The sequence below is a fragment of the Alicyclobacillus fructus genome (genome assembly GCF_017329605.1).
Classification (GTDB): domain Bacteria; phylum Bacillota; class Bacilli; order Alicyclobacillales; family Alicyclobacillaceae; genus Alicyclobacillus; species Alicyclobacillus fructus.
The window spans coordinates 58,720-84,616 of the sequence record NZ_JAFMTY010000011.1 but is presented as its reverse complement, the minus strand read 5'-3'; the positions used below and the strand labels follow the sequence as shown (position 1 = coordinate 84,616).

Sequence of the window (25,897 nt, the reverse complement as noted above, 5' to 3'; positions counted from 1 at the left end):
AGCTGTGGGAAACGTTGTCCACAGGTTGTGGATAAGGTTGTGGATGAATGGGATCCACACGCTCAGTTGTGGATAACGGATAGCGCAGATCATAGCAGGATCGCGCGCGTCGAGCAATGTCGAAAAACGTCTTTCCACATCATCCACGAATGCACATGCGTGATCGTCCACAGGCTGTTGACTTGTGGATTTCGTGTGGATGAGCGAGACGAAGAGGGAGACAAGAAGGACTTGTCTTCGGAGATTATCCACATGTGGATAGTGGAGAAATGAACATTGACATGGTCAGGATCTTTCTGTATCGTAGCTACGTGTGTCCGCACGGGGGAGGTGTCTCGATGAAACCGACCTATCAACCGAACGTTCGCAAGCGGAAGAAGAACCACGGTTTCCGGAAGCGCATGGCGACGAAGGCTGGTCGCCGCGTGCTGGCGCGCCGGCGCGCCAAGGGCCGTAAGGTGCTGTCCGCGTGAGAAGGGCCACGGAAGTGGCCTTTTTTTGTGAAAGGGTGGGTTGATTCAGGGAGGTCATCGAGGAACTGGAGGGCGGGCCTTGCAAAGTCAGTACCGGCTCAAGGACAGCCGAGATTTTCGGCGGGTGTTCCGCAAGGGGAAGTCATTTGCGAGCGGCAGGCTCGTGTTGTATTATTGCGACAATCGGGAGGCTCGCGTTCGCGTTGGGTTTTCCATTAGTAGGAAAGTTGGGAAGGCGGTCGTTCGAAACCGCTTGAAGCGATTGTTGCGCGCCATTTTTCAGCGCTATTTGGACGAGCTTCGCGATCAATCGGTGGACGTCGTCGTGGTGTGCCGCGCAAACGCGGCCGAGGCCGATTTCCATGCGCTCGAGCGGGAAGTGGCGCGGTTGTTGAAAAAGGCGAAGCTGTTGCCGCCATCGGCGGGAGATGAACGCCCGTGAAGCGGTTTGTGATTGGGTTCATCCGATTTTACCAGCGGTACATTTCACCGGCGAAGCTGCCGACCTGCCGGTTTACGCCCACGTGTTCCGAATACGCGGTTCAGGCCATTGCGCGTTTCGGCGTGTTGTACGGCGGTTGGCTCGCCGTTCGGCGATTGGTGAAGTGTGGACCATGGCACCCGGGCGGCGTGGACGAGGTGCCTGACGTCAGGTAGGGGGATGCGCGTTTGAACGGCAAACAGAAGGCGAGCAAGAGATGGACCATCGCGCTCAGTCTTGCGGCGGTGGTGGTGCTGACGGGATGCGGGTTGTATCCCACGAAGCCCGGCGCGTGGCCGAAAAACTGGTGGGGCGACGTCCTGCACGGCATTTCCGACTTGATGGATTACTTCGCCCATCTGTTCGGCAACGACTACGGAATCTCCATCTTGTTCATGGCGATTCTGGTTCGTCTGGTCGTGTTGCCGCTGTTTCTTCGGCAAATCCGCTTTCAACGCGGCATGGTGAAACTGCAGCCCGAGATTCAGAAAATCCGGACCAAATATAAGTTCGATCAGCAAAAGATGCAGGAAGAGCTCATGAAGCTCTATCAGGAAGCGGGGATGAACCCGCTCGCCGGGTGCTTCCCGATGCTGATCCAATTGCCTTTCCTGTGGGCCTTCTACGGCGCGATTGTCGGAAACGTGGGCATGCGGCACAGCACCTTCTTGGGCATCTTTCCGCTGGGGCACTGGGACACGCATTACATCCTGCCCGTGCTGGCGGCGCTTTCGACGCTGTTGTCCTCGTGGTTGTCGATGCGGACCCAGCCCGTTCAGCAGAAGTCGATGCTCTTTGTGTATCCCATCATGGTCTTTTTCTTCGCGTTCCGACTGCCAGGAGGACTGGTCCTCTACTGGATTTACACGAACCTGTTGGTCGCCCTGCAGGTGTATCTGTTTATCACGCTGCCGAACCTGCGCGAAGAGCGGGAACTCGCGTTGGTGGGAGGCGGGAAGGCGCCTGCGACGCCGTCGGCCAAGTCGACTTCGCGCGCGGAATCGAAGCCTTCCAAGAGCTCAGCCAAGGCATCCTCCAAGGGTGCGTCCGGCGCGAAGGGCGATACGCGGGGATCGGCCCGCACGTCGGGAAACAAGGCCGACGGGGCCAACAGGAATCGGGACGGAAAGTCTTCGAAATCAAGCCGGCAAACGAACGCGGGGTCTCCAGAGCCGTCGTCCGAAGCCCATCCTCCGCAAGAGCCGTAGCTTGAGGTTGGGGGAGCGAAGGCGCGAGCCAGGGTTTCACAAGGCCCAGAGCGAACAGGGTCGGAGGCTTAGGCGAGATGCGAAAAGTGGTGGCGACGGGCAAGACCATCGAAGAAGCGGTGATGTCGGCGCTGGTGCGCCTCGGTGTGCCGAGATCCCAGGCCCAAGTCCGCGTTCTCAAGGAGCCGGCTCGAGGCTTGCTGGGGTGGCTCGGCGGCAGGGAGGCGGAGGTCGAGGTGAGCGTCATCGAGACGCCGCTCGACGCCGCGAAGGAGTTTCTGCGGACCACCATCGCGAAGATGGGGCTTGGGCAGGCTGTGATCGTCGCGGAGGATGCGAATGAGGACGGTTCCGTGAAGTTGTCGATCTCGGCGGACGAGGACGTCTTACCCATCCTGATCGGCCGGCGCGGTGCTACGCTCGACGCGCTGCAGTATTTGGTGAACATCGTGGCCAATCGCGATGCCGCGGAGAAGATGCGTTTCACGCTCGACGCGGCGGGCTATCGGGATCGGCGCCTGGAGTCGCTCCGGCGGCTCGTGGACGATGCGGCGGACAAGGCCGTGAGGCTGGGCAGGCCGGTGACGCTCGATCCGATGCCGAGGAAGGATCGCAAGTGGGTCCATGCCCATCTGCAGTCGCGCGGAGACGTGGTGACGCTCAGCGAGGGGCAGGAGCCGTACCGGCGCGTGAGGATCATTCCGAAACGACGCGATTGGATCTGAGGCGGCGTGCAAGAACGCGCAAAAGAGAGACCCCGCTCAGTGCAGTGGGGTTTTTGTATAGGAGGGAGGGTGAAGCATGGCGACTCGCGCCGTAGAGCAGGAGGACACGATTGCGGCCATCGCGACGGCTGTCGGAGAGGCGAGCGTCGCCATCGTCCGGGTGAGCGGACGCAACGCGCGGGACGTGGGCGAGCGCCTGGTGCGGTCAAAGCGCGGCCGCCCCGTGCGCCTGCGCGAGCGGGGCATGCGATACGGGCAGGTGGTCGATCCGGCCTCGGGGGAGGTCATCGACGAGGCGATTGTGCTTTGGATGCCGGGGCCGCACAGCTACACAGGAGAAGACGTGCTCGAACTGCAGGTTCACGGCGGCGCGTATGCGGTGGAGGCCGTGTTGGCGGCGTGTCTCGAGGCAGGCGCGAGACTGGCCGAGCCGGGGGAGTTCACGAAACGCGCTTTTCTGAACGGGCGGATGGACCTGTCGCAGGCCGAGGCCGTGATCGACCTGATCCGCGCGAAGACGGCGTTCGCAGGAAAGCTGGCGGAGCGGCAAGTCCGCGGCCGCTTCGGCGAGGCCGTGCGGGCGCTGAGGCGGCGGCTGTTGGAGCTCGAGGCGCACGTGGAAGTGACCATCGACTATCCGGAGCACGACGTGGAGGATGTCGCGTGCGATCACGTCGTGAACGTGTGCGAAGGCATGATGGGCGAGATCGACCAACTGATCCGTTCGGCGGAACTCGGGCGCGTGCTGCGCGAAGGGGTGGCCACGGCCATTGTCGGCCGGCCGAACGTCGGAAAGTCGTCGCTGTTGAACGCCCTCGTGGAGCGAGAGCGGGCCATTGTGACGGACCTTCCCGGAACGACGCGGGACGTGCTGGAGGAATACATCCAATTGCGCGGCATTCCCCTGCGGCTGATCGACACGGCCGGCATCCGGGAGACGGAGGACGTCGTGGAGCGAATCGGCGTGGCGCGATCGCGCCAGTCCATGCGGGAAGCGGAGCTCGTGCTGTTGGTGTTGGACGGAAGTGAAGCGCCGTCTCCCGAGGATGAGGCCATCGCGCGCGAGTCGGACGGATCGCGCAGAATTGTGGTGCTGAACAAGGTCGATCGCGGGATCCACCCGGAGGCGGCCAGGTTTGCGGCGGCGTTGGCGCCAGAGGGAGCGGTGCGCGTGTCGGCCCGCGAGGGCACGGGGCTGGATGAGCTGCGCGACGCCGTGGTGCACAAGATTCGGCGCGATCTCGCCATCGATCTGGACGCGACCTACATGGCGAATCACCGCCAGAAGCGGCTGCTGGAGGATGCGAAAGAGGACCTTCGGACGGCGCGGGACGCGGCACGGGCCGGTGCCACGATGGATTTGGTGGCCGTCGCCCTACAGTCCGCGTACGAAAAGCTCGGAGAGACGATTGGCGAAGAGGCCGGAGAGGATCTGCTGAACGAGATCTTTTCCCGCTTCTGCTTGGGCAAGTGACGGGAGGTGGATGGAGATGCGGTTTTTCGCCGGTGCGTACGACGTGATCGTCATCGGAGGCGGCCATGCCGGCTGTGAGGCGGCGCTTGCCGCGGCGCGGATGGGATGCCGGACGCTGCTTCTGACCATCAACCTGGATACCATCGCTTACATGCCGTGCAATCCGTCGATCGGCGGCCCTGCGAAGGGCATCGTGGTCCGCGAGGTGGACGCGCTCGGCGGTCAGATGGGCAAGAACACGGACGCGACCTACATCCAGATGCGGATGCTGAACACCGGAAAGGGTCCGGCGGTCCAGGCGCTACGGGCCCAGGCCGACAAGGCGTTCTATGCGCTCAACATGAAGTGGACGCTCGAACGGACCGAGAACCTGCATCTGAAGCAGGGGCTCGTGGAAGAGCTGCTGGTTCGAAACGGGCGGATCTACGGCGTCGTCACGAAGAGCGGACAGGAATTTCATGCGCAGGCCGTGGTGCTCACCACCGGCACGTACCTTCGCGGGCGCATCTACATCGGCGAAGTGTCGTACGAAAGTGGTCCGAACGGTCAAATGCCGGCCGTGCGCCTGTCGGATTGTCTGGTCGATCTCGGCTTTCGGCTCGTGCGCTTCAAGACAGGCACCCCGCCTCGCATCAACAAGAATTCGATTGACTTCAGCAAGCTCATCGCCCAGCCAGGGGATCCGGTTCCGCGGCACTTTTCGTTCGATCCCGACACGCCCGTGCGCGAGCAGGTGCCATGTTGGCTGACGGGGACGACGGAGGAGACGCACCGGATCATCCTGGAGAACCTCCATCGATCGCCCTTGTACAGCGGGGAGATCAAGGGCACCGGACCGCGCTACTGTCCTTCCATCGAAGACAAGGTGGTGCGGTTTCGCGATCGCGACACGCATCAAATCTTTCTCGAGCCGGAAGGCCCGCACACGTGTGAGTGGTACGTGCAGGGGTTGTCCACCAGCTTGCCGGAGGATGTGCAGCTCAAGATCCTTCACTCGATACCCGGGCTGGAGCGGGCGGAAATGCTGCGCCCCGGCTATGCCATCGAATACGACGCGGTGGTGCCGACGCAGCTCTGGCCCACGCTGGAGACGAAGCTGGTCGAAGGTCTGTTCACCGCCGGTCAACTGAACGGCACCTCCGGCTACGAGGAGGCTGCGGGACAGGGCATCATGGCCGGCATCAACGCGGCGCGGAAGGTGAAAGGCGAAGAACCGGTGGTGCTGTCGCGATCGGACGCGTACATCGGCGTCATGATCGACGATCTCGTCACGAAAGGGACGAACGAGCCGTATCGGCTGCTCACCTCGCGAGCGGAGCACAGGCTGCTCCTGCGCCACGACAACGCCGATCTGCGCCTCACGGAGCTCGGTTACCGCATCGGCCTGGTCTCGGAACGGGCCTATAGCAGGGTGATGCGGAAGAAAGAAGGCATTCAGGCGGAGCTGGAGCGGTTGTCGCGGGTGAAGGTGAAGCCGCAGGAAGTGAATACGCGCCTTGAGGAGTTTGGATCGCAGCCCATCGAATCTGGGATGAGCCTCGCTCAGCTCTTGAAGCGGCCGGAGCTGTCGTACGAGCAAGTCCGAGAACTCGACCCCACGGGCGGCGTCGAGATCGATCCGGAGGTGCGGGAGCAGGTCGAGATCGAAATCAAATACGCGGGGTACATTCGGAAGCAGAACGAGCTGATTGAGCGCCAGAAGAGGCTCGAGGGGCGGAGGCTGCCCGACGATGTCGATTACATGCAGATGAAGGGGCTGGCGATGGAGGCGAGGGAGAAACTGTCGCGCATCCGGCCGCGCACGGTCGGTCAGGCGGCGAGGATCCCGGGAGTGACGCCGGCGGACATCTCGATTCTGTTGGTGTACCTCGACGCGCAGGAGAGGCGCGCGGCCCATGGATGACGTGTTGGCGCAGATGCGCGAGTGGGGCGCCCCTGTCACCGAAGAGGCGACAGCGGAGCTCGCCCGCTACGGCGCGATGCTGGCGGAGTGGAACGAGCGGTTCAATCTCACCGCCATCGTCGACGCGCGCGACATGTGGATCAAGCACTTTCTCGACAGCGCGGCCATCGCGCAGGTGCCTGCGTGGCGCCAGGTGGTGGAGCGGAAGGGCCGCGTGATCGACATGGGCAGCGGGGCAGGGATCCCCGGTATTCCCCTGGCAATTTTGTGGCGCGACGTGTCGTTTGTCCTGTGCGACGCCTCCCGCAAGCGGGTTCAGTTTTTGGAACATGTCATCGCAGATCTCGGGCTGTCTCACGTGCAGGCCGTGCACGCGCGGATGGAGGAGCTAGGCAGGAGGCCCGATGCGCGCGGGTCGTTTGATGCCGCGATGGCGAGGGCCGTGGCGCGATCGAACGTCCTTTTGGAGTATGCGTCGCCGATGCTCGTGCGTGGCGGGTGGGCGTTCCTGTACAAGGGGCCTTCGTACCTGGGTGAGGAGGCGGACGATGCGGCTCGAGCCGCGCGCGTCCTTCGGGCGCGCCCGGAGGGCGTGACGAGTTACAAACTCCTGGACGAGCAGGGCGATCGCGTCATTGCAGTCTTTCGACAAGAGGAGGACTGTCCGAAGCGGTACCCGAGGAAGCCGGGCACACCGTCTCGCCAGCCGCTGTAACGCGCAACTTGTCGAATGTGGTCTGCGGGAGACGATGTTTGTAAATTCATGATAAGTTTTGTCGAAGAGAAGGAATCCGGGCACGCCTTGGTGAATTCGACATTGAGTGTCGATCCTCGTGTGTTCATGAATTGAGGGGTCTAAGATGAGGGAAACGTGGGGACGGTTCATCAGCTTCCGCGACACTTCGCATGCGCAGACGCAGGTCGTGGATATTCCGGTGGAGCGCATTGTCCCGAATCCATACCAACCCCGAGCCATCTTTCATCAGGAATCGATTGAGGAACTGGCCAAGACCATTCACACGCACGGCGTCATTCAGCCTGTCGTGGTCAGGAAAAAAGGCGACGTGTATGAGCTCATCGCCGGCGAGAGGCGGCTCCGCGCAGTTCGTCATCTCGGTTGGCCGACCATCCCGGCCATCATACGAGACCTGAACGACGCGCAGACGGCCTCGGCCGCGCTGATTGAGAATCTGCAGCGCGAGGGGCTCACCCCCATTGAGGAAGCCGTTGCGTATCAGCAACTGATGGAGTTGCATGGGTTGACGCAGGAAAGCCTGGCGCAGCGGCTTGGGAAGGGGCAGTCGACCATCGCCAACAAACTGCGGCTGCTTCACTTGCCGCAGGCGGTTCAGGACGCCCTCCTGACTCGGCAAATCACGGAGCGCCACGCGCGTGCCCTGTTGGCCTTGCCTTCGGAGGAACTCCAGGTCGAGTTGTTGAACGAGTGCATTGATAAAGGTTGGAATGTCAAGCAGATGGAGGAGAAGGTCAAGGCGAAGCTTGAAGCGCTGGGATCGGCGGCGGAACGGCGTAGGAAGCCGAGAAAGCGGGGGCTGTCCAAGGACGTGCGCCTAGCTGTGAATACGATTCGTCAATCCCTGCAGATGATTGAACAAACAGGCCTTCGCGTGGTGTGTGAAGAGGTGGATGACGAGGAATACTATCAGTTCACCATTCGCGTGCCCAAGAATCCCGCCGGAGAGAGGGAGAGTTCGGACGCACGCAGACAAGCGAAGCCGTCGTAACGACGGATTCCATCGCAATGCGGTGGGGTCACGCGTGGGGATGAAGCGGCCGGGGGGCCGCTTTTGCATTTTCACCGCTGTTGAAGGGATCCATACAAGGTGAAGGCGGAAATCCAAAAGGTTTTGCAGTAGAATGAGAGGAGTCAAAACATGATCTCCAATGTCTAGGGAATTTCGTTCGAGTTTGAAGGAGGACTTGTCGTGTCCAGCGCCCGCGTGATCGCCATTGCCAATCAAAAAGGTGGCGTGGGGAAGACGACGACCGCGGTGAATCTCGGGGCCTGTCTGGCGACGTTGGGAAAGCGCGTGTTGCTGATTGATATCGATCCGCAGGGGAATACCACATCCGGCGTGGGAATCAACAAGGCGGATGTGAAGTACTGCGTGTATGACGTGATCATCAACGACGTGAACATCGCCGATGCCATCATGCCGTCGGGCCTCGACAATTTGGACGTGCTTCCGGCCACCATTCAGTTGGCGGGTGCCGAAATTGAGCTGGTTCCAACTATCTCGCGAGAAGTGAGGCTGCGGCGAGCCATTCAGGGGATGAGGAGCCGATACGATTACATCGTCATCGATTGTCCGCCGTCCTTGGGTCTGTTAACGGTGAACGCGCTCACGGCGGCCGACTCCGTGATGATCCCCATCCAGTGCGAGTACTACGCGCTCGAAGGTCTCAGCCAGCTGCTCAATACCGTGCGGCTGGTGCAGAAGCACCTCAACACGTCGCTCGAGGTGGAGGGAGTGGTGCTGACCATGTTGGATGCGCGCACCAACTTGGGTTTGCAGGTCATCGAGGACGTGAAAAAGTTTTTTCGAGACAAGGTGTACAAGACCATCATCCCTCGCAATGTTCGCTTGAGCGAGGCGCCGAGCCACGGAAGGCCCATCATTCACTATGATCCGAAGTCGCGCGGCGCCGAGTCGTACATGGAACTCGCGAAGGAAGTGATCGCGCGTGGCTAAGCGAGGTTTGGGCCGCGGGTTGGATGCGCTCATCCCGCAGTTGAACGTGTCGGACGAGGATCAGATTGTGCAGATTGATATTCGGGATTTGCGGCCGAATCCCTATCAGCCGCGTCGGACGTTCAATGAGGAAAAGCTGCAAGAATTGTGCGACTCGATTCGCGAGCATGGAATTCTCCAGCCGCTCATCGTTCGCAGGAGCCAGGTGAAGGGGTTCGATATCGTCGCGGGTGAGCGCCGATATCGGGCCGCCAAGATGGCGGGTTTGCAGGTTGTGCCCGCGGTCGTGCGGGATCTGAGTGACGTGTTGTTGATGGAGATTGCGTTGATCGAGAACCTGCAACGCGAAGATCTGAATCCCATCGAAATTGCCGATGCGTACGCCAAGTTGATCGAAAAGTGCAACTTGACACAGGACGAGCTGGCGAAGCGCGTGGGGCAGAGCCGCAGTCACATCACGAACATGCTGCGATTGTTGCAACTCCCGATTCAAATTCAGGACATGGTTTCACGTGGAACATTGAGCATGGGACATGCGCGGGCGTTGCTTTCCGTGGAGGATGCGGATGAGCAGCTCCGGCTGGCGGAACAGACCGTGAAGGAAGCGTGGAGCGTGCGAAAGTTGGAGATGGTGATCTACCAACCGAAAAAGGTTTCACGTGAAACCGAAAAGCCCGTTCTTCCGACGGAGTATCGGCGATATCAGGAGCAGGTTCAGGCATACTTGGGCACGTCGGTTCGCATTCAACCGGGCAAGAAACGGGGTAAGATCGAGATCGATTATTACTCGGAAGAAGACCTCCGGCGCATCATGGATCTGATGTTGGCGCACGCTCCATGAGAGAAAACCAACCCGTTGTGCCGTGAGGTGAATCCATGTTTTTATTGGGTACCCTGATCGACGTGCTCGCCATTTTGCTGGGCACCGCTGTGGGCTATGTTTTGCCGCGCATTCCCGATCGGATGCGCGAGACGGTGACCGTGGGCGTCGCCCTCTGTGTCATCGCCATCGGTCTCAGCATGGCGCTCAGCGACATGAATGATATCGTCCTGATCATCTTCTCGATCGTGTTGGGTGCCGTGACAGGCGAACTCCTCAAGATCGAGGATCGGCTGGAGCGGCTCGCCCACCGTCTGGAGGAACGGTTTCGCCGCCTGTATCGAGGGCCTATCGCCCAAGGTTTCATTTCGGCGACGCTGTTGTTTTGTGTCGGCTCGATGTCCATTGTGGGCGCGGTGCAGGACGGGCTGCAGGGTGACCACAAAACCTTGTTTGCGAAGTCCGTGCTCGATGGATTTTCCTCCGTGGTCCTCACCTCGACGCTCGGCCCTGGCGTCGGGTTGGCGGCCATTCCAGTTTTGGTCTACCAAGGACTGATTGCGCTCATTTCTCATGCGTTCGGAAGTTTTTTGGACACGCCGCTTGTCATTGAACCCATCACGGCGGCCGGGGGTCTACTCATTGTCGCCATCGGCGTGCAACTCGCAGGACTTCGCAGGATTGCGGTGGCCAACTTGCTACCGGCCCTGATCCTTGCGCCCGTGGTCAAAGTGTTGACGCACGCCATCTCGCAGTTCTGAAGGTTGTCCAACCATTGGCAGGCGGCACGGGTTCGCGATCCAGCCATACTACCGTCACTGCGAGCGGACCGTGTCGGACAGTTGTTGCAGAAGGGGCGAATGGCCATGGGGCTTTCCATTCTTCAGCCGTACGCGCTTGACATCGCGCTGTTGAGCGGCGTTCTGGCTCTCATCTGTCTCGTGATCGCAGCCGTGTCTTTATCTCGCTCCGCTCGGTTGAAGCGCAAGTTCCACCGGCTCAAGGAGGTCACGAGCGCCGCGGATCTGGAGCGCGTCTTCGAAGAGACGAAGGATGCGGTTCGCAAACTTGAACTGAAACTCCGCGAAGCCGAGGAACACATCCGCGAATTGGAGGAGGCGCTTCAATCGAAGGTCTCGACGCCTGCGATTCTGCGCTACAACGCGTTCGCGGAAGTTGGGAGCGATCTCAGCTACTCGGTGGCCCTCATCGACGGCAAGGGCGACGGTGTCGTGATCACGTCCATCTACGGCCGCGAGGATTCCGTCACCTACGGAAAACCGGTGCAGGGCGGAGATTCTCCCTATATGCTCACGGACGAGGAGCGAGCGGTGATCGAGGAAGTTCTCCACGGCACGCCGCAGCGCGGCACCACGGCTCAGATCTCTTGAACCACATGGGGATGTGCGATCCGTCACATCCCCGTTTTCACGTTGGGATGGCGTTCATACCAGCGAACAATGCTCGACGTCAGCGCATCGGCGACGATGTCCGCCATCCGCATGACGATGGCGAGCCGCGTATTCTGCAGTACGAAGTACTCCATGAAGCCGGACACATTCACGACGCCCGTGATGCAGAGATCGCCGAACTCGGGAAGGACCTTCTTGACTCCCGCGCCAGGTCGCAGCGGACCCACTTCGAGCGAAATCTGCCCCACGTGATCAAACTTCCCCAGGCATGCGTCGATGGCGATCACGAACGGCTTCACGGGATACCACTCATCGATTTTCTGCAACGTCGTCTGCAAGTTGACCGCGTGCACCGGTTCGTCCAGCGTCCCCAGGATGTGCACGCCGGCGAGCTTCACGTTGCGCGCCAAGCGCGATCCCACAATGGGGCCAAAAGCATCCCCCGTCGAACGATCCGTACCCACGCACACGATGACCATCGGCAGTCTGCCGTATCGCGCGAGCGCTGCATCCAACTGCTGTTCGAGGGCCGACACGGCGTTTGGATGTTCCATGGAAACGCGGCCGCCATGAGCGCTCGGCAAGGAAGCCTCTGTCGACAAGCGATTCACCCGATTTCCCCCTCGCACGGAATATTCCCAGTATACGTTTGCGTATCATCGACTATACCTGTCCTGACAGGGTCCGAAGTAGAAGCACGGGGGGATGGTATGGTCGATCTCGTCCTCTTGGCGGGCGCGCTCTGGATCGCCATCTGGATCGCATCTCAACCAGCTGAAGTCGCCCTGCTGTACGCGGCGGGTTGCTTCGCCAGCACCTACGCGGCCGTCCACGTCGCCCCCTGGGTGGTCCTGCACCTTTCCATCACCCGGCCGGTCTTGGCCTGGGTGGAACAGCACATCGGGGACGATCTCGCCGTCTTCGGAACGGGCTCGGCTCCCTATCCGGCGCTGTCGAATGCGATCCCATGGGCCGCCATCCGCGCGCTGGACTGGCTCATTGCCTTCTTGCTTGCGGGCGCGGTCTGGTTTTCGTTCATCTCGGTTCACCGTTTCCTCCGCGCGGTGCTCGACGAAGAGGACCTCGGAAGCATGTCGTGGGCCTCGCGCATCGCGAGCAGTGCATGCGGCGCGTTCGCTGGCGGCTGGAGTATGCTCCAGGCCGCGCCCGCGTTCGCGGTGATGCTTCACCTCTTGGGTTCCCACGACGTCCTTGATGCGAATCCGCTCCTCGATCTCATGCTTCACACCCTGCAGTCCGTCCCGGCGTTTCGAACTATGGTATGATGGGACATCATGAGACGAGCTGGGAGGGTGAGCGGTGACGCTTTGGGCGGACATTCGGCGCCAGGCGCTGTCGGACATGCCGAGCCTGGAAGTGGTGATTTGGGACGTCATCCGGATCGCCATCTTCTTTCTGTTGGCCCGGATCCTGATTCGCGTGGGTGTTCGCATCACGCGGCGCATGCTGTCCCTTCACACGAAGATGGACGAGCGGCGACGAAAGACGCTCGAATCCCTGTTTACGAACGTCGTTCGGTACACGGTATACTTTGTATTGGTGGTCGAGATTCTGTCGCTCTTCCACGTCAACGTGTCCGCGATTCTTGCCAGTGCGGGCATTGTCGGCGTAGCCGTGGGTTTCGGAGCGCAGAGCTTGGTCAAGGATTTAATCTCAGGCCTTTTTATCCTCTTCGAAGATCAGTACGGCGTCGGGGATATCGTCCAGATCAACGGATTCAAGGGCACCGTCATTTCGATTGGCATTCGCCTGACCCGAATTCAGGCTTGGACTGGCGAGGTCCAGGTCATTCCCAATGGTCAAATCACGAGCGTGACAAACTACTCGCGCACGAATTCGACGGCCGTGATCGATGTGACCGTGCCCTACGACACGGATGTGGATCTCGTGAAATCCGTCATGGAGCGCGTCTTGTCGGGTTTGAAAGAAGAGCGGCCGGATGTACTGACCGGTCCCGTTCAGGTTCTCGGTGTCCAGGATGTGTCCAATACCAACCTCGTCATCCGGGCGACCGCGGTCTGTGCTCCCACGAAAAACGGAGAAATCGAGCGCGAGGCGCACGAACGGATCAAAGAGGCGTTGGATCGCGCGTTGCACGAGGCTTCGGATGCACAAGGCACCGCGGGCGGGGAACTCGCCGTGGAGTAAAGAATGGGGGGCCATTGCGTGGCGGTTTCGTTTGGACTTGGCGACGTCGTGCGGATGAAGAAACCGCACGCGTGTGGCGAAAATCGCTGGGAGATCATCCGCATGGGCATGGACATTCGCATCAAGTGCCATCGCTGCGGTCACAGCGTCCTGATTCCGCGATCGCGCTTTGAGCGCCTCGTTCGCGCGGTGTTGGAGAAGGGGGGAACAATGGATGAAGGTCCGGACGGCGTGTCCCGTTGACTGTTACGATGCTTGCTCGTTTGTGGCCGAGGTCGGGGAAGACGGCGAAATTCAGCTCAGCGGCAATCCGGAGCACCCCATCACCCGCGGCACGCTCTGCAACCGTGGGCGGCAGCTGGCCGTTCGACGGAACAGTCGCGATCGCATCCTTCACCCGTTGAAAAGGGAAGGCGAACGGTGGACGCCCATTCCCTGGGAGCAGGCCATCCGGGAAATTGCCTGCGAGATCCGGCGCACGATGGAGGAAGTCGGCCATCACGGCATCCTGCACTACTATGACTGGGGCTCGGGCGGACTTTTGAAGGCGCTGAATCAGCGATTTTTCTACGAGCTCGGAGGATGTTCAGAGGCCATCGGCAGTCTGTGCTGGGATGCGGGCATCCGTGCTCAGGCGTATGACTTCGGCCAGGCCAACAGCCACGCGCCTGAGGACATGGCCCAACACGCGCAGGCCATTGTGGTTTGGGGCCGCAATGTGGCGAACACCAACGTGCACATGATCCCGTTCATCCGCGAGGCGCAGGCGCGGGGCGCCAAGCTCGTCGTCATCAGCGCGCTGCCGCAGGACCTGGCTCGGCGCGCCGACAAGGCCATCTACCCTCGTCCGGGCACGGACGGCCTCCTGGCCCTCGCGGCGCTCCGCATCTGCCGCGACGAGGGCTGGCTGGATCGCGCGTTTCTGCGCGATCGCGCCATCGGCTGGGAGGCGTTGGCCGCTGAGCTGGACCGGTACGATCTCGATGAGGTCGTCCGGTGGACCGACGTACCCGCAGAGGACATCCGCTTTCTGGCGGAACTCTATGGAAAGACGAGGCCCGTCTGCACGCTGCTCGGTATTGGCATGCAGCGGTACGCGCAGGGAGGACAGACCATCCGCGCCATCGACGCGCTCGCCGCGGCCACGGGCCACGTTGGGGTTCCCGGAGGCGGCGTGAACTACGCGCAGCGCCAATTGAGCCGCTTCTACGACGAGGAAGCCATCACGGGAAGGCGCCGAGCGGACGTTCGGGAGATGCTCCGGCCGACGCTTGCGGCCGACCTGCTTGCGGCCGACCCTCCGGTGCAGGTGATGTTTGTCACGCGCAGCAACCCGGTGGCCCAGGTTCCCGACAGCGCCCGCTTGCGCGAGGCGATGAGCCGGATTCGTTGCAAAGTCGTGATCGACACGTTCATGACGGCAACTGCCGAATGCGCCGACTACGTCCTGCCATGCACGAATGTGCTGGAAGAGGAGGACGTGGTGTACACGACCATGTGGCACGACTGCGTGAGCTATGCGCGCCCGGTGGTGCCGCCGCGCGGCGAGGCGAAGCCGGAGTGGCAGATTTTTCGCGATCTCGCCGTGGCCTTAGGCCGCCCGGAGATCATGGAGGGCGACGTGGACACCTGGATCCGCAGGGCACTTCATCGTTGGCCCGAAGGGAAGCTCCACGAATTGCGGCAGCGCGGGTTTGTCCGCCTCGGCGTCCCGGCTGTGCCATGGCAGGATGGCAGGTTCTTGACCCCGAGCGGCAAATTCGAGTTTGCGTCGTCCATGGCCGAGCGGGATGGGCACTCGCCTGTCGCGCGGATCGACGTCGGCCGGTTTCCGAAGGATGCAGACCTGCCGTACACGCTGCTCACGGTGCATCCGCGGAAATGGCAGATGTCGCAGCGCGACACCTTGCCCGAGGCGAAGAGCCCACATCCTGTTGCGGAACTGGGTGCGGAAGTCGCGGCTGAGCGCGGCATCAAGGACGGAGACTGGGTGAGGGTGCGGAACGAGAGGGCGAGCGTGGTGGCGCGCGCCCGCGTGCAGAGCGATGGGCATCCGCGCGTCGTCCGCATGGAAATCGGGTGGCACGGACAGGGCGTGACCCTGAACGACTTCACCTCAGACGGCATGGCGGACTTCGGAATCCAGGCGGCCCTCTACGATTGCCTCTGCGATGTGGAGAAGCTGCCCGCCGCTCCACATGACGACGCGAGAGCTCCCGAGTCGGAGGCTCTCGCGCAGAACGCCTGAGATAATCGCACGGGTGTGTCATGGGTGGGAAAGAAGAGGCCGGTGGCACGCCCGATCATCGCCATCATGAAGCCATGGGATACGCGCGGGCAGTCGAGAGGGAGGCGCGCTTGGGCTCGCAGGCCAGCGCCTTGGGCGACAATTTGCGAACGCGAAGGCGGCGCAAGAGCCGACGCAGCATCGCTATCACCTCCTCTGATGATGAGTATTCCAACGGGGAGAAGATTTATCCGGACAGATGTCCCGGACTTGCGGGCATCCCTATTTTATGCTCGCACTCGTACAACTTGGACAAGAATTCTCCCCGACAGCTTTGTCGAGCTTCGGTTGAATCTCTATACTTAATCCTGCAAACAACGCGGCGAGGTGTCAACATGTCACTCCAGGCTGGGATCGTCGGCCTTCCGAACGTCGGAAAGTCCACCTTGTTCAACGCGATTACGAAAGCCGGCGCGGAAGCGGCAAATTATCCCTTCTGCACCATTGATCCGAATGTGGGTGTCGTCGAGGTGCCGGATCCGCGCCTTCAGGTGCTTGCGGATCTCGTCCATCCGAAAAGGATTGTTCCCACTGCGTTTGAGTTCGTCGATATCGCGGGTTTGGTCAAGGGCGCGAGCCAGGGCGAAGGCCTCGGAAACAGGTTTCTCGCGCACATTCGCGAAGTGGACGCCATCGTGCACGTGGTGCGCTGTTTCGAGAACAGCGATATCACGCACGTCGCAGGCACGGTGGATCCTCTCCGCGACATCGACATCATCAATGTGGAGCTGATCCTGGCGGACCTGGAAACGGTGATGAAGCGGCTGGACCGCGCACGCAAGAACATGAAGAGCGGGGACAAGCGCTTCAAGATGGAAGCCGAGGCGCTTGAGCGCCTGCAGGCGGCGCTCGAAGCTGAGCGACCGGCGAGATCCGTCGAGCTGAACGAGGAAGAGGCGGCTTTGCTCCGAGATCTGCACTTGCTGACGGCAAAGCCTGTGCTCTATGTGGCCAACGTCGGCGAGGACGACCTTCTGGACCCCGGCTCGAATCCGTACGTTCAGCAAGTCGAAGCGCGCGCGCAGTCGGAAGGCTCGGAAGTCGTTGTGGTATGCGCTCAGCTCGAGTCCGAAGTGGCGGAACTGGAGGGGGAAGACCGCGACGCCTTCCTGCGAGATCTCGGCCTTGACGAGCCGGGCCTTCATCGCCTGATTCGCAAGGCGTATCAGCTGCTCGGCCTCATCACGTTTTTTACGGCGGGCGAACCCGAGGTTCGGGCGTGGACCATACGCCGCGGGACCAAGGCTCCGCAGGCCGCGGGTGTCATTCACTCGGACTTCGAGCGCGGCTTCATTCGCGCCGAAGTGGTGGCGTACGACGATCTCGTCGCGGCAGGTGGCTTTCAAGCGGCGCGAGAACAAGGGAAAATTCGCCTGGAGGGCAAGGACTACGTCGTTCAGGATGGCGACGTGTGCTATTTCCGCTTCAACGTTTAATGCCTGAAGCGGAGCCATCTCGCTCACCATGTCAACCGTTGGTCACCAAGGAAGACGCGTGATCTTGTGCGAGCGGGCGGATCGTGCTAGCATGGATTGTCGGTGCACACGTTTTTGTGGCGCGCCATCCTTGCTCCCGTGTGGGGGCCATTAGACCAGAAGGAGGTGTCACGGTATGCGCCAGTACGAGACGATGTACATCGTGGATCCCTCGCTCGAAGCTGAGCAGACCGCTGAGGTGATTCAGCGGTACCAGTCCATCGTTACCGACAAGGGCGGTCAAATCGACGAACTTCAGGAGATCGGGAAGCGCCGCTTGGCGTACGAGATCGACGGCCACCGTGAGGGTTACTACGTGCTCATGAAGTTCACGTGCGACACGGAGACGCCGAAAGAGCTCGAGCGCCTCATGCGGATTGACGACAATGTGATTCGTTATTTGACGGTCCGCGTCGGTGAGTGAACGCGGAGGGGACGAGCATGCTGAACCGAGTGATCCTGATCGGCCGCCTGACGGCGGATCCGGAGTTGCGATACACCAACAACGGCACAGCCGTGGCGTCGTTCACGCTCGCTGTGGACCGTATGCGGTCCGGGCCGAACGGCGAACGCCAGACCGACTTCATCAACGTGGTCGTGTGGCAGAAGCAGGCCGAGGTCGTTGCGCAGTATCTCCAGAAGGGGCGGCTCGCGGCGGTCGACGGCAGGTTGCAAATCCGGACGTACGACAACCGCGATGGGCAGCGCGTGCGCGTGGCCGAAGTGGTTGCGGAAACCGTGCGCTTCTTGGACCGCGGTCCAGACCAAGCTCAGGGATCCGGCTATAGTGCGGCCGGCACGCAAACTCGGCAGCAGCGGCCGACGCCTTCGTCGGCGCCCCCGTTTGAAGACGATCCGTTCGCGGATGACAGTCAGTTGATCGATATCTCCGAAGACGATCTTCCGTTTTGACCATCGCGCTGGGGCTCGACGCAAGGTGCGGATGGCCATGGACTGCGAGGCCAGCGCGCGAAGGAGGGAACACGATGCCACGCAAGGGACGCGGCGGCAAGCGCCGCAAGGTGTGCCAGTACTGCGTTGACAAGATCGATTACGCGGACTACAAGGATGTGGCCCGCCTCAGCAAGTTTTTGACGGAGCGGGGCAAGATTCTGCCACGCCGCATCACGGGCAACTGCGCGCGCCATCAGCGCCAGGTGACGGTTGCCATCAAGCGGGCGCGTCAGGTTGCGCTTTTGCCGTACACCACGGAATGAAGATGCGCCGAGGGCCGTTCGAGGCGGCGTGAGCCGCCTGCGAACGGCCTTTTGTCGTCCGCGCACGATGCTCGGCCGGCTGCCGCTCGCGGCCGCAGAGGAACCGGCTGCCGATGGCGTCCCTTTGCAGGACTTCGCGCCAAGCCTGTGGAAGTGGAATGGAGCCGAATCGCGGGGCGTCTGGGGGAATGGCCGTGGCTGAAAGCATCGAAGATGTGCTCATGAAGCGCCTTCGGGCTGTCGAGCACGAACAGATCGATCTCTTGCAACAGGTCGTGGACGTCATGCGGCACGCCCACACGGGCAATCACGCGATGTTCGTCGAGTCGCTGGCGCAGGTCGTCGGGATCGCCTATGCCATGGCGCAGGAGCTCGGCATTCCGCCCGAACGGCTGGACCGCGAAGTGGTCGTCGCGCTCGAGGGCATGCCGCTCGATCCGGACAGCGATCGCCGGCAGGCTGTGCAGGACGTCGTCAAATATCTGAAAGGGCGGTGGTGACGTGCAACGGCGCCCACCGCCGATCTGCAAAGACGCGGCGGCTTTGCGCGTTGCACGCCCAGCCGCTACGATGTAGGGTACGGGGAGGTGGCCGCTGTGAAGGTCATCCTGCTGCAGGACGTCAAGGGACAGGGCAAGCAGGGCGAAATCAAGGAAGTCAGCGAGGGATACGCGAGAAACTTCTTGTTCCCGCGCAAGCTGGCCGAGGAAGCCACGCCGCAGGCGCTCAAGGCGCTCGAAGAAAAGCGGCGCAAAGAAGAGCGGCTTCGGGCGCAGGAGCTCGCTGACGCGAAAGCGCTCGCCGCGCGGCTCGACAACCAGAAAATCACCATTCGGTCCCAGGTGGGTAAGGACGGACGCCTCTTCGGGGCCATCACGACCAAGCACATCGCGGACGCGCTGAAAGCGCACGGCTTCGAGGTCGACAAGCGCAAGATCGCACTGTCCGACCCCATCAAGTCGCTCGGGGGACACAAGGTCACCATCAAGCTGCATCCTGAAGTGCACGTGCAGATCCTGGTCTACGTGGAAGCGGAGTGACGGACGCCATGGCGGCAGAAGAAACGCTGTGGCGCGATGCGACTGCCGAGGTGCCACTGCGCCTGCCGCCTCACAACCTCGAGGCGGAACAGGCGGTTCTCGGCGCCATGCTCATTTCGCCGGACGCGGTGGTGGAGGCGCTCGAGATCCTCGAGCCGGATGACTTCTATCGGTCCGCCCACCAGGCCATCTATCGCGCCATCCGCGAGGTGTACGAGGCGGGGGATCCGGTGGACATCATCACCGTCGCCTCCCGCCTGCGCACCTACGGGGATGTCCTCGACGCCGTCGGCGGGCCGGAGTATCTGGCCGATCTCGCCGCGATGATGCCGACCGCGCTGCACGTCGTGCATTACGCCGAGATCGTCAGGGAAAAGGCGCTGTTGCGCCGCATCATTTCGGCGGGCACGCGTATCGCGGAGGCCGCGTACGAGCCGGACGCGTCCGCGATGGAGGTCCTGGCGGATGCGGAGCGGCTGGTGTTGGAGCTCAGTCAGCACCAGCGCACGAGGGACTTCACCCATATCTCGGATGTCTTGCAGTCGACCTTCGAGCGCATTGAACAGCTGTACGAGAGCGACGGCAACATCACCGGCGTGCCCACCGGTTACAGCGATCTCGACCGGATGACGAGTGGTTTTCAAAAGTCGGATCTGATCATCGTGGCGGCGCGCCCGTCCGTGGGCAAGACGGCCTTTGCGCTGAACATCGCCCAAAACGTCGCCGTCCGGGCCGGGTTGCCGGTCGCCATCTTCTCGCTCGAGATGTCGAAGGATCAGCTCGTGCAGCGCATGCTCTGCGCGGAGGCGTTCATCGACGGCCACAAACTGCGCAACGGCACGCTCGACGACGAAGACTGGCCGAAACTGTCCATGGGCGTGACGACGCTCAGCAATTCGCCCATCTACATCGACGACACGCCGGGCATCACCGTGCCCGAGATGCGGAGCAAGCTCAGGCGCCTCAAGCTGGAACACGGCCTCGGATTTGTCGTGATCGACTACCTGCAGCTCATTCACGGGCGGCGCATGGCGGGGGAAAACCGTCAGCAGGAGATCTCGGACATCTCGCGTTCGCTCAAGCAGCTCGCCCGCGAGCTCGAGGTGCCGATTCTCGCCCTGGCTCAGCTCAGCCGATCCGTCGAGCAACGCCAGGACAAGCGCCCGATGCTGTCGGATATCCGCGAGTCGGGCTCCATCGAGCAGGACGCGGACGTGGTGGCATTTCTATACCGAGACGACTACTACAATCCGGATACCGAGAACCCGAACGTCGTCGAGGTCATCATCGCGAAGCAGCGCAACGGTCCGACGGGCAAGATTGAGCTCGTGTTCCTGAAGAACTTCAACAAGTTTGTCAATCTCGAACGAGCACACGCGGAGCCATGAACGAATACGAGTCGGATCTCGCGTTTTCGGCGGTCGGCGAGCGCCGGCTGACTCGCCGCGAACGGCGAAAACTGATGGAGAAGGCGCGAAAGCGCCGGAAAAGGCGACGGAGACGGCGCATGCGGCGCGTGCGGGCGTGGCGGGCGATTCGCAGCCTGCGGTTTTGGGCGCGGGCGCTCGCCGCATTCGCCGTCGCGCTCCTGTTCGTGTTCTGGGCGCGGTTCGCCTACGTATATGACATTCCCGACTACGCTTCGGCGTATCTCCCGCCGCACGTGACGGCGTACGTCACCGTGAAGAGTTGGTGGTTCGGCCCGCCCGTGATCGACGTGGGGGCGTACGAGCCCGATCTCGGCATGGTGAGCGTGTCGAACCCGTACGACGTTCTCCTGCAGAACATGGGCTCGTACGCGACGGTACTTTCCCATCCGCGCATCGTGTGGGCGAGATCGTCCTGAGGGAGGGAAGCGTATGCCTGCGCACATCCTGGTGGTGGAAGACGAAGAGCCCATCGCCAACATCCTGCGCTTTGCGCTCGAGCGAGAAGGATACCGGGTTTCTTGCGCGTACGACGGGGCGGAAGCCCTGCAGCGCTGGCGAGCCCTCCAGCCGGATCTCATTTTGCTCGACGTGATGCTGCCGGAGGTGGACGGCTTTGACGTGTTGCGGGCCATCCGCCAGGCCTCGGGCGTGCCGGTGATCATCCTGACGGCGAAGGACGACGAGGTGGATAAGGTGCTCGGGCTCGAACTTGGGGCGGACGACTACGTCACGAAGCCGTTCAGCACGCGGGAACTCGTGGCGCGGGTCAAGGCGAATCTCCGGCGCGCGTCGGACGTCCTGCGGGAACATCGGCAGAGCGAGCGGTACGTCGTCCAGGACCTCGTGATCGATCTCGCCGAATACACCGTCACCAAGGCGGGGCAGCCCATCCCGCTCACGCACCGGGAGTTTCAGGTGCTCGCCGTCCTCGCCGCACATCCGGGCCGCGTCTTCACGCGCGATCAGCTGGTGGACCAAGTCTGGGGCAGCGACTACGTCGGCGACACGCGGGCCGTGGACGTGACCATTCGCCGCCTGCGCGAGAAGCTGGAGCCGGATCCGAGCCAGCCGCGGTATGTGCTCACGCGCCGCGGCGTCGGCTATTATGTGAGGAATGAATGATGCGGTTCCGGAGCCTGCGCGTGAAGCTCGTGATGGTGTACACGTTGCTCATCCTGTTCGCGGTGGAGCTCATCGGGGCCTATTTTGTCCAGGCCCTAACGTCGTCCCTCGTGCGCAACCAGGCGCAGACCGCGCGCACGCAGGCCCAGCTGATGGCCACGCTCATCGCCCCGGAGCTCGCGCCTGGGGCGAGAGTGTCCAACAGCGCCGTGGCCAATCTCCTGCAGTCTGTGCCCCAGTTCCTGAACGGCACCGTGTACGTGTTGAATCAAAACGGCTACGTGATGTACACCACTGCGGGCGGCGCGCTGGTGGGGCAGAAGCGCATCGACTCCGTCGCCACGCAGGCGCTGCTTCACCACACGTTCGCCCAATCCGTGCGATACGATCCCCTGTCGAAGAGCCACCTGCTCGCCGTGGCCGTGCCGGTGACCCTGCACGGGGCGTACCTCGGCGTGCTCGAATACGTCCTGTCCATCCAGCCCACCTACGAGACCATCCACCAGGCCACCACCATCTTCTACACCGGTTCCATCGGCGTCCTGGCCATCGTCATGATCCTCGGGGCCATCGTCGCCCGCGCGCTGACGCGCCCCGTGATCGAAGTGACCCGCCAGGCCGAGGTCATGGCGAGAGGGGACTTCTCGCAGCGCCTCGCGGCCACGAGCAACGATGAAATTGGCGATCTCGTCGCGTCCATCAACCACCTTGCCGACGAACTCGAGGAGGCCATCGCGGCCAACCGCCTTGAGCAGGAGCGCCTGCGCGCCGTCATCACGTCGATGGGCGAGGGCGTGATCGTGCTGGATTCGTCGGGGCAGGTGCTGATGATGAACCGCGCGGCGCGCCAGATGCTGAGCCAGGCCGCGGGCGGCGAGGACGAGGCCCTCCGGCGGCTGGAGCTGGAACGGCTCATGCAAGGGGATGTGGCCACCGGGGTGCGGGACGTCCGCGTGATCGGCAACACCATCTTCCACGTCATCCTGACGAGCGTCCAGCGCCGCGGGCAGGTGGACGGCTATGTCGCGGTCGTCCGCGACGTCACGGAGCAGGAGAAGCTCGATCAGGCGAGGCGGGACTTCGTCAGCAACGTGTCGCACGAGCTGCGCACGCCGCTGACCACGGTGAAGTCGTATCTCGAGGTGATGCGCGATCTCGGCGAAGACGAAGCGGAGACCAAGCGCGAGTTCCTCGAGGTGATCGCCCGCGAGACGGATCGCATGGTGCGCCTGACGCGCGATCTGCTCCTCCTGTCCGGCCTGGATCGGGGCGGGCCGCGCGGGGTGGAGATGAGGGCCATTCCCGTGGACGGGCTCTTGTCGGGCGTGAGAGAACGGTTTCAGCTGCAGGCCGCCAAGCAGGAGCTCTCGCTTCGGGTTCATCTGCCGCACGAGCGCCGGGTCTGCGTCTACGGAGACGAGGACATGGTCAACCGCGTATTGGACAACGTCCTGTCGAACGCGCTCAAGTACACGCCGCCGGGCGGGCGGATCGACGTGCGGACGGAAGTGGAGCGAGAGCACATCACGTTTGTGGTCTCGGACACGGGCATCGGCATTCCCCCAGAGGATCTGCCCCACGTGTTCGAGCGGTTCTATCGGGTCGAAAAGGGGCGGAGCCGCCGCGGCGGGGGCACCGGGCTTGGGCTGGCTCTCGCGCGGGAGATGGTGGAGCGCATGGGCGGCGAAATCCGCATGGAGAGCGAGCCGCAGCGGGGGACGACGGTGTACGTGACGCTGCGGCGGGCGGAGGAGGATGCCGCATGAGGGCATGGTGGCGGACGGCGAAGACGGTCATCCTGGCGCTGCTCGTCGCGGGCAGCGTGGTCCTGAGCTACGCGCTCTGGTCTGGAAACCTGCAGGGAGGCGCCGAGATCGGCCTGACGCAGACCCAAACCATCCCGTATTCGACGTCGCCCTCGCTCGCCTCGACCGTGGCGCCGTACGAGATCGACATCCGAGCGGGCGAGGGGTACACCGTCGCGCGGCCGGGGAGCGCCGCGTATGCCGCGTGGACGAGCCTCCTGATGGGCCTCCACGCGCAACGCCCTCAGCCCATCGCCGCGATGCCGTCGGGGGCCCAGGCGAGCGTCGTCTTCCAGTTCGGCATCCCGCTCGATCCGGCCGTCGGGCGGGTCTGGCTCGGCGATCTCGCCCCATCGGTCGGAAGCCTCAGCTGTCGCGCCATCGCGCTCGTGTCGGGCCCGGGCGAGTTGTGCACCGTGGTGTACGAGGGGATGAACCCGGCCGGCAAGTCCGAGCTGATGGCGGCCACGGCCCAGGTCCCGGCGTCGACGATCATCCGGCAGGCGCAGCGCGACGTGACGGCGGCGCCCTACTCCGCGTGGAGCGACTTCGAAGGCGAGAGCTTCGTCCCAGTGCACGGCCGCATGACGAGCTACGTGTACGCGTACACAGAGCCTCCCATCATGCCGCTCGTGCAGTCGTTCTTCGTCAATCCGCAGGCCATCACCCGCATCCAGGAGAGCAAATCCGTGACCCTCTGGACGGACGGCAGCCGCGCGGTCCAGGTCGATCGCGCCGCACTGGCCCTGCAATACGAGGATCCGAACGCCAGCGCCGCGCCGGCCCACGCGGAGGACGATGTCGCCGCGCTCGATTTTCTTCACGCGCATGGAGGCGGCCCAGCGAACCTCATCGGTTTCGATCTCGTCGGCATGTTGACCATCAACCTGAACGGTCCGAGCTTCTCGCTGGCCCAGTACGTCGACGGATATCCCATCCTCTCGAATGACGCCGATTACAACTTCGAGATCGACAGCGGCCACGTCATGGAGTTTGATCGGCCGCTCTGGGAACTGACAAAGCCGGTGCAGGCCGTTTCGGTGCCCGTGATGGGCATGGATGCGCTGGAGAAGGCGCTGGCCAGAGTGACCGGCGCGAAGACCGTTTCGCTCGCGACGTTTCACGTGGAACCGGGCTATTGGCCGTCGATGCAAGGGATGAAGGCTGGACAAATGCGCCTTGTGCCCATCTACTACGTCACGAACGCGAGCGGCGGCGTATGGGTCCTGAACGCGACATCGGGCCAAATCATCGCGGGGGGATTGTCGTGAACTGGGAAGTCGCGAAATCGTGGCTCATCGCCCTATTTGCCCTGCTCGACTGCATCCTGGGCTGGCTCTTGTACGAATCTCGGCAGTTGGCGAGCGGCTACGCGGAGTCGCCAGCCGACGCCCTGGCCAACACGAAGACGCTTCTCGCCAATCAGGGCTTCAGCCTGACGACCTCCGTCCCGTCGGGGCAGCCCAGCCTCGTCACGTTCCAGGCCGACTTCGCCAATCCGCGCTGGTCTTCGCTCGAGCAGGCGGCGTTTCCAGGCGCAAAGGGCAAAGTCCAGATCTCCGGCGGCACGCTCACCACGAGCGAAGGCCAGATCACCGTCACCGGCCAGGGCACCTGGGCGGTTCAGTACCGACCTCCTTTGCCGCTTCCCCCGAATCGCGGCCCGCTGGCCTACGTGTTCCGCGGCACGGATTACGGACCTGACCCGATCACGTCCGACCCCGCGCACACCGTGTACTTCGAGGTGGTGAACGGCTATCCCGTCTTTGACGCGGACGTGATCACCGTGCAGGACAAAGGTCAGCTCATCGGCTATACTCAGACGTATATCGATCACGTCCAGGCAAACAGCCCTCCCAAACCGGTGATCAGCGCGCTCGACGCGCTGGACAGCTTCGCCGAGGCGGTGGACAAGGCCGGATCCGGCCAGGTGAACAGCGTCGTCAAGGTCGATCTCGGCTACGCCCGCAAAATCCAGGTCGCCTCCGGCAGTCAGGCCATCTTGCACAGCTATTGGTTTCCAGTGTGGCGCATCGTGACCACCGCGGGAACGTACTTCGTGAACGCGTTCACCGGCGAGGTGGAGATGCAGAACGCCTACTGAGCCCGCCCGGCGGAGGAGCATCGGAATGGGCCGTGGGC

At 62.6% G+C, this 25,897-nt stretch carries 30 protein-coding genes; 29 read left to right on the top strand and 1 reads right to left on the bottom strand.

The window, feature by feature from the left end; all coding sequences use genetic code 11:
* The first annotated feature begins 338 nt into the window (after positions 1-338).
* From rpmH to J3481_RS07480, 13 genes are all read left to right on the top strand, one after another.
* Positions 339-473: a 50S ribosomal protein L34 gene (gene rpmH / locus J3481_RS07540; protein WP_206831337.1), complete on the top strand. Its 135-nt coding sequence runs from the start codon at positions 339-341 to the stop codon at positions 471-473.
* Positions 474-552: 79 nt separating this feature from the next.
* Positions 553-915 carry a ribonuclease P protein component gene (gene rnpA, locus J3481_RS07535; protein WP_206831336.1) on the top strand — a complete coding sequence of 121 codons (363 nt, stop codon included), beginning with the start codon at positions 553-555 and terminating at the stop codon, positions 913-915.
* Positions 912-1,130, top strand: coding sequence for a membrane protein insertion efficiency factor YidD (yidD, locus tag J3481_RS07530; protein ID WP_206831335.1), 219 nt, complete (start codon positions 912-914; stop codon positions 1,128-1,130). Before rnpA ends, yidD begins: the two co-directional genes overlap by 4 nt.
* Before the next feature lie 12 nt (positions 1,131-1,142).
* Positions 1,143-2,162, top strand: coding sequence for a YidC/Oxa1 family membrane protein insertase (locus J3481_RS07525; RefSeq protein ID WP_206831334.1), 1,020 nt, complete (start codon positions 1,143-1,145; stop codon positions 2,160-2,162).
* Between the two features lie 77 nt (positions 2,163-2,239).
* The gene (gene jag, locus J3481_RS07520; protein ID WP_206831333.1) at positions 2,240-2,887 is read left to right on the top strand and encodes an RNA-binding cell elongation regulator Jag/EloR; all 648 of its coding nucleotides are present in this window, start codon (positions 2,240-2,242) and stop codon (positions 2,885-2,887) included.
* A gap of 76 nt (positions 2,888-2,963) precedes the next feature.
* Positions 2,964-4,361: a tRNA uridine-5-carboxymethylaminomethyl(34) synthesis GTPase MnmE gene (gene mnmE / locus J3481_RS07515; RefSeq protein WP_206831332.1), complete on the top strand. Its 1,398-nt coding sequence runs from the start codon at positions 2,964-2,966 to the stop codon at positions 4,359-4,361.
* Positions 4,362-4,377: 16 nt separating this feature from the next.
* Entirely contained in the window at positions 4,378-6,264 is a 1,887-nt protein-coding gene (gene mnmG / locus J3481_RS07510) for a tRNA uridine-5-carboxymethylaminomethyl(34) synthesis enzyme MnmG (RefSeq protein WP_206831331.1), read from the top strand.
* A complete protein-coding gene (rsmG, locus tag J3481_RS07505; protein WP_206831330.1) occupies positions 6,257-6,979 on the top strand; it encodes a 16S rRNA (guanine(527)-N(7))-methyltransferase RsmG in 723 nt (240 codons plus the stop codon). Before mnmG ends, rsmG begins: the two co-directional genes overlap by 8 nt.
* 145 nt (positions 6,980-7,124) lie before the next feature.
* Entirely contained in the window at positions 7,125-8,009 is an 885-nt protein-coding gene (gene noc / locus J3481_RS07500; RefSeq protein WP_206831329.1) for a nucleoid occlusion protein, read from the top strand.
* Between the two features lie 201 nt (positions 8,010-8,210).
* Positions 8,211-8,978: a ParA family protein gene (locus J3481_RS07495; protein WP_012812143.1), complete on the top strand. Its 768-nt coding sequence runs from the start codon at positions 8,211-8,213 to the stop codon at positions 8,976-8,978.
* Positions 8,971-9,819 (top strand): ParB/RepB/Spo0J family partition protein, encoded by an 849-nt coding sequence (locus J3481_RS07490; RefSeq protein WP_206831328.1) that lies wholly within the window; start codon positions 8,971-8,973, stop codon positions 9,817-9,819. Before J3481_RS07495 ends, J3481_RS07490 begins: the two co-directional genes overlap by 8 nt.
* Before the next feature lie 35 nt (positions 9,820-9,854).
* Complete coding sequence (locus J3481_RS07485) at positions 9,855-10,559, top strand: DUF554 domain-containing protein (protein ID WP_206831327.1); 705 nt, start codon at positions 9,855-9,857, stop codon at positions 10,557-10,559.
* 105 nt (positions 10,560-10,664) lie between these two features.
* Entirely contained in the window at positions 10,665-11,189 is a 525-nt protein-coding gene (locus tag J3481_RS07480) for a DUF4446 family protein (protein ID WP_206831326.1), read from the top strand.
* Between the two features lie 23 nt (positions 11,190-11,212).
* Here J3481_RS07480 and yyaC read toward each other — a convergent pair whose 3' ends face one another.
* Positions 11,213-11,821: a spore protease YyaC gene (gene yyaC, locus J3481_RS07475; RefSeq protein ID WP_206831325.1), complete on the bottom strand. Its 609-nt coding sequence runs from the start codon at positions 11,819-11,821 to the stop codon at positions 11,213-11,215.
* Positions 11,822-11,920: 99 nt separating this feature from the next.
* Here yyaC and J3481_RS07470 point away from each other — a divergent pair, with 99 nt between their 5' ends.
* From J3481_RS07470 to J3481_RS07395, 16 genes are all read left to right on the top strand, one after another.
* Entirely contained in the window at positions 11,921-12,496 is a 576-nt protein-coding gene (locus tag J3481_RS07470) for a hypothetical protein (protein ID WP_206831324.1), read from the top strand.
* 34 nt (positions 12,497-12,530) lie between these two features.
* Positions 12,531-13,379, top strand: coding sequence for a mechanosensitive ion channel family protein (locus J3481_RS07465; protein WP_206831323.1), 849 nt, complete (start codon positions 12,531-12,533; stop codon positions 13,377-13,379).
* A gap of 18 nt (positions 13,380-13,397) precedes the next feature.
* Positions 13,398-13,622, top strand: coding sequence for a DUF951 domain-containing protein (locus tag J3481_RS07460; RefSeq protein WP_328702066.1), 225 nt, complete (start codon positions 13,398-13,400; stop codon positions 13,620-13,622).
* The gene (locus J3481_RS07455; protein WP_206831321.1) at positions 13,594-15,627 is read left to right on the top strand and encodes a molybdopterin-containing oxidoreductase family protein; all 2,034 of its coding nucleotides are present in this window, start codon (positions 13,594-13,596) and stop codon (positions 15,625-15,627) included. The genes J3481_RS07460 and J3481_RS07455 overlap by 29 nt, the downstream gene beginning before the upstream one ends.
* A gap of 374 nt (positions 15,628-16,001) precedes the next feature.
* Positions 16,002-17,102 (top strand): redox-regulated ATPase YchF, encoded by a 1,101-nt coding sequence (ychF, locus tag J3481_RS07450; RefSeq protein WP_206831320.1) that lies wholly within the window; start codon positions 16,002-16,004, stop codon positions 17,100-17,102.
* A 175-nt stretch (positions 17,103-17,277) separates the two neighbouring features.
* Positions 17,278-17,565: a 30S ribosomal protein S6 gene (rpsF, locus tag J3481_RS07445; RefSeq protein WP_206831319.1), complete on the top strand. Its 288-nt coding sequence runs from the start codon at positions 17,278-17,280 to the stop codon at positions 17,563-17,565.
* Positions 17,566-17,582: 17 nt separating this feature from the next.
* Positions 17,583-18,053, top strand: a complete 471-nt coding sequence (ssb, locus tag J3481_RS07440; protein WP_206831318.1) for a single-stranded DNA-binding protein — start codon at positions 17,583-17,585, stop codon at positions 18,051-18,053.
* A 74-nt stretch (positions 18,054-18,127) separates the two neighbouring features.
* The gene (gene rpsR, locus J3481_RS07435; RefSeq protein ID WP_012812131.1) at positions 18,128-18,358 is read left to right on the top strand and encodes a 30S ribosomal protein S18; all 231 of its coding nucleotides are present in this window, start codon (positions 18,128-18,130) and stop codon (positions 18,356-18,358) included.
* Positions 18,359-18,552: 194 nt separating this feature from the next.
* Positions 18,553-18,858 (top strand): MazG-like family protein, encoded by a 306-nt coding sequence (locus J3481_RS07430; protein WP_328702065.1) that lies wholly within the window; start codon positions 18,553-18,555, stop codon positions 18,856-18,858.
* A 96-nt stretch (positions 18,859-18,954) separates the two neighbouring features.
* On the top strand, positions 18,955-19,398 hold the full coding sequence (gene rplI, locus J3481_RS07425) for a 50S ribosomal protein L9 (RefSeq protein ID WP_206831317.1): 444 nt from the start codon (positions 18,955-18,957) through the stop codon (positions 19,396-19,398).
* 8 nt (positions 19,399-19,406) lie between these two features.
* A complete protein-coding gene (gene dnaB / locus J3481_RS07420; RefSeq protein WP_206831316.1) occupies positions 19,407-20,786 on the top strand; it encodes a replicative DNA helicase in 1,380 nt (459 codons plus the stop codon).
* The gene (locus tag J3481_RS07415) at positions 20,783-21,244 is read left to right on the top strand and encodes a hypothetical protein (protein WP_206831315.1); all 462 of its coding nucleotides are present in this window, start codon (positions 20,783-20,785) and stop codon (positions 21,242-21,244) included. The genes dnaB and J3481_RS07415 overlap by 4 nt, the downstream gene beginning before the upstream one ends.
* A gap of 13 nt (positions 21,245-21,257) precedes the next feature.
* Positions 21,258-21,950 carry a response regulator gene (locus tag J3481_RS07410; protein WP_206831314.1) on the top strand — a complete coding sequence of 231 codons (693 nt, stop codon included), beginning with the start codon at positions 21,258-21,260 and terminating at the stop codon, positions 21,948-21,950.
* Positions 21,950-23,716, top strand: a complete 1,767-nt coding sequence (locus tag J3481_RS07405; RefSeq protein WP_236011367.1) for an ATP-binding protein — start codon at positions 21,950-21,952, stop codon at positions 23,714-23,716. The genes J3481_RS07410 and J3481_RS07405 overlap by 1 nt, the downstream gene beginning before the upstream one ends.
* Positions 23,713-25,026: a YycH family regulatory protein gene (locus J3481_RS07400; protein ID WP_206831312.1), complete on the top strand. Its 1,314-nt coding sequence runs from the start codon at positions 23,713-23,715 to the stop codon at positions 25,024-25,026. The genes J3481_RS07405 and J3481_RS07400 overlap by 4 nt, the downstream gene beginning before the upstream one ends.
* Entirely contained in the window at positions 25,023-25,859 is an 837-nt protein-coding gene (locus tag J3481_RS07395) for a two-component system regulatory protein YycI (protein ID WP_206831311.1), read from the top strand. The genes J3481_RS07400 and J3481_RS07395 overlap by 4 nt, the downstream gene beginning before the upstream one ends.
* Positions 25,860-25,897: the final 38 nt, after the last annotated feature.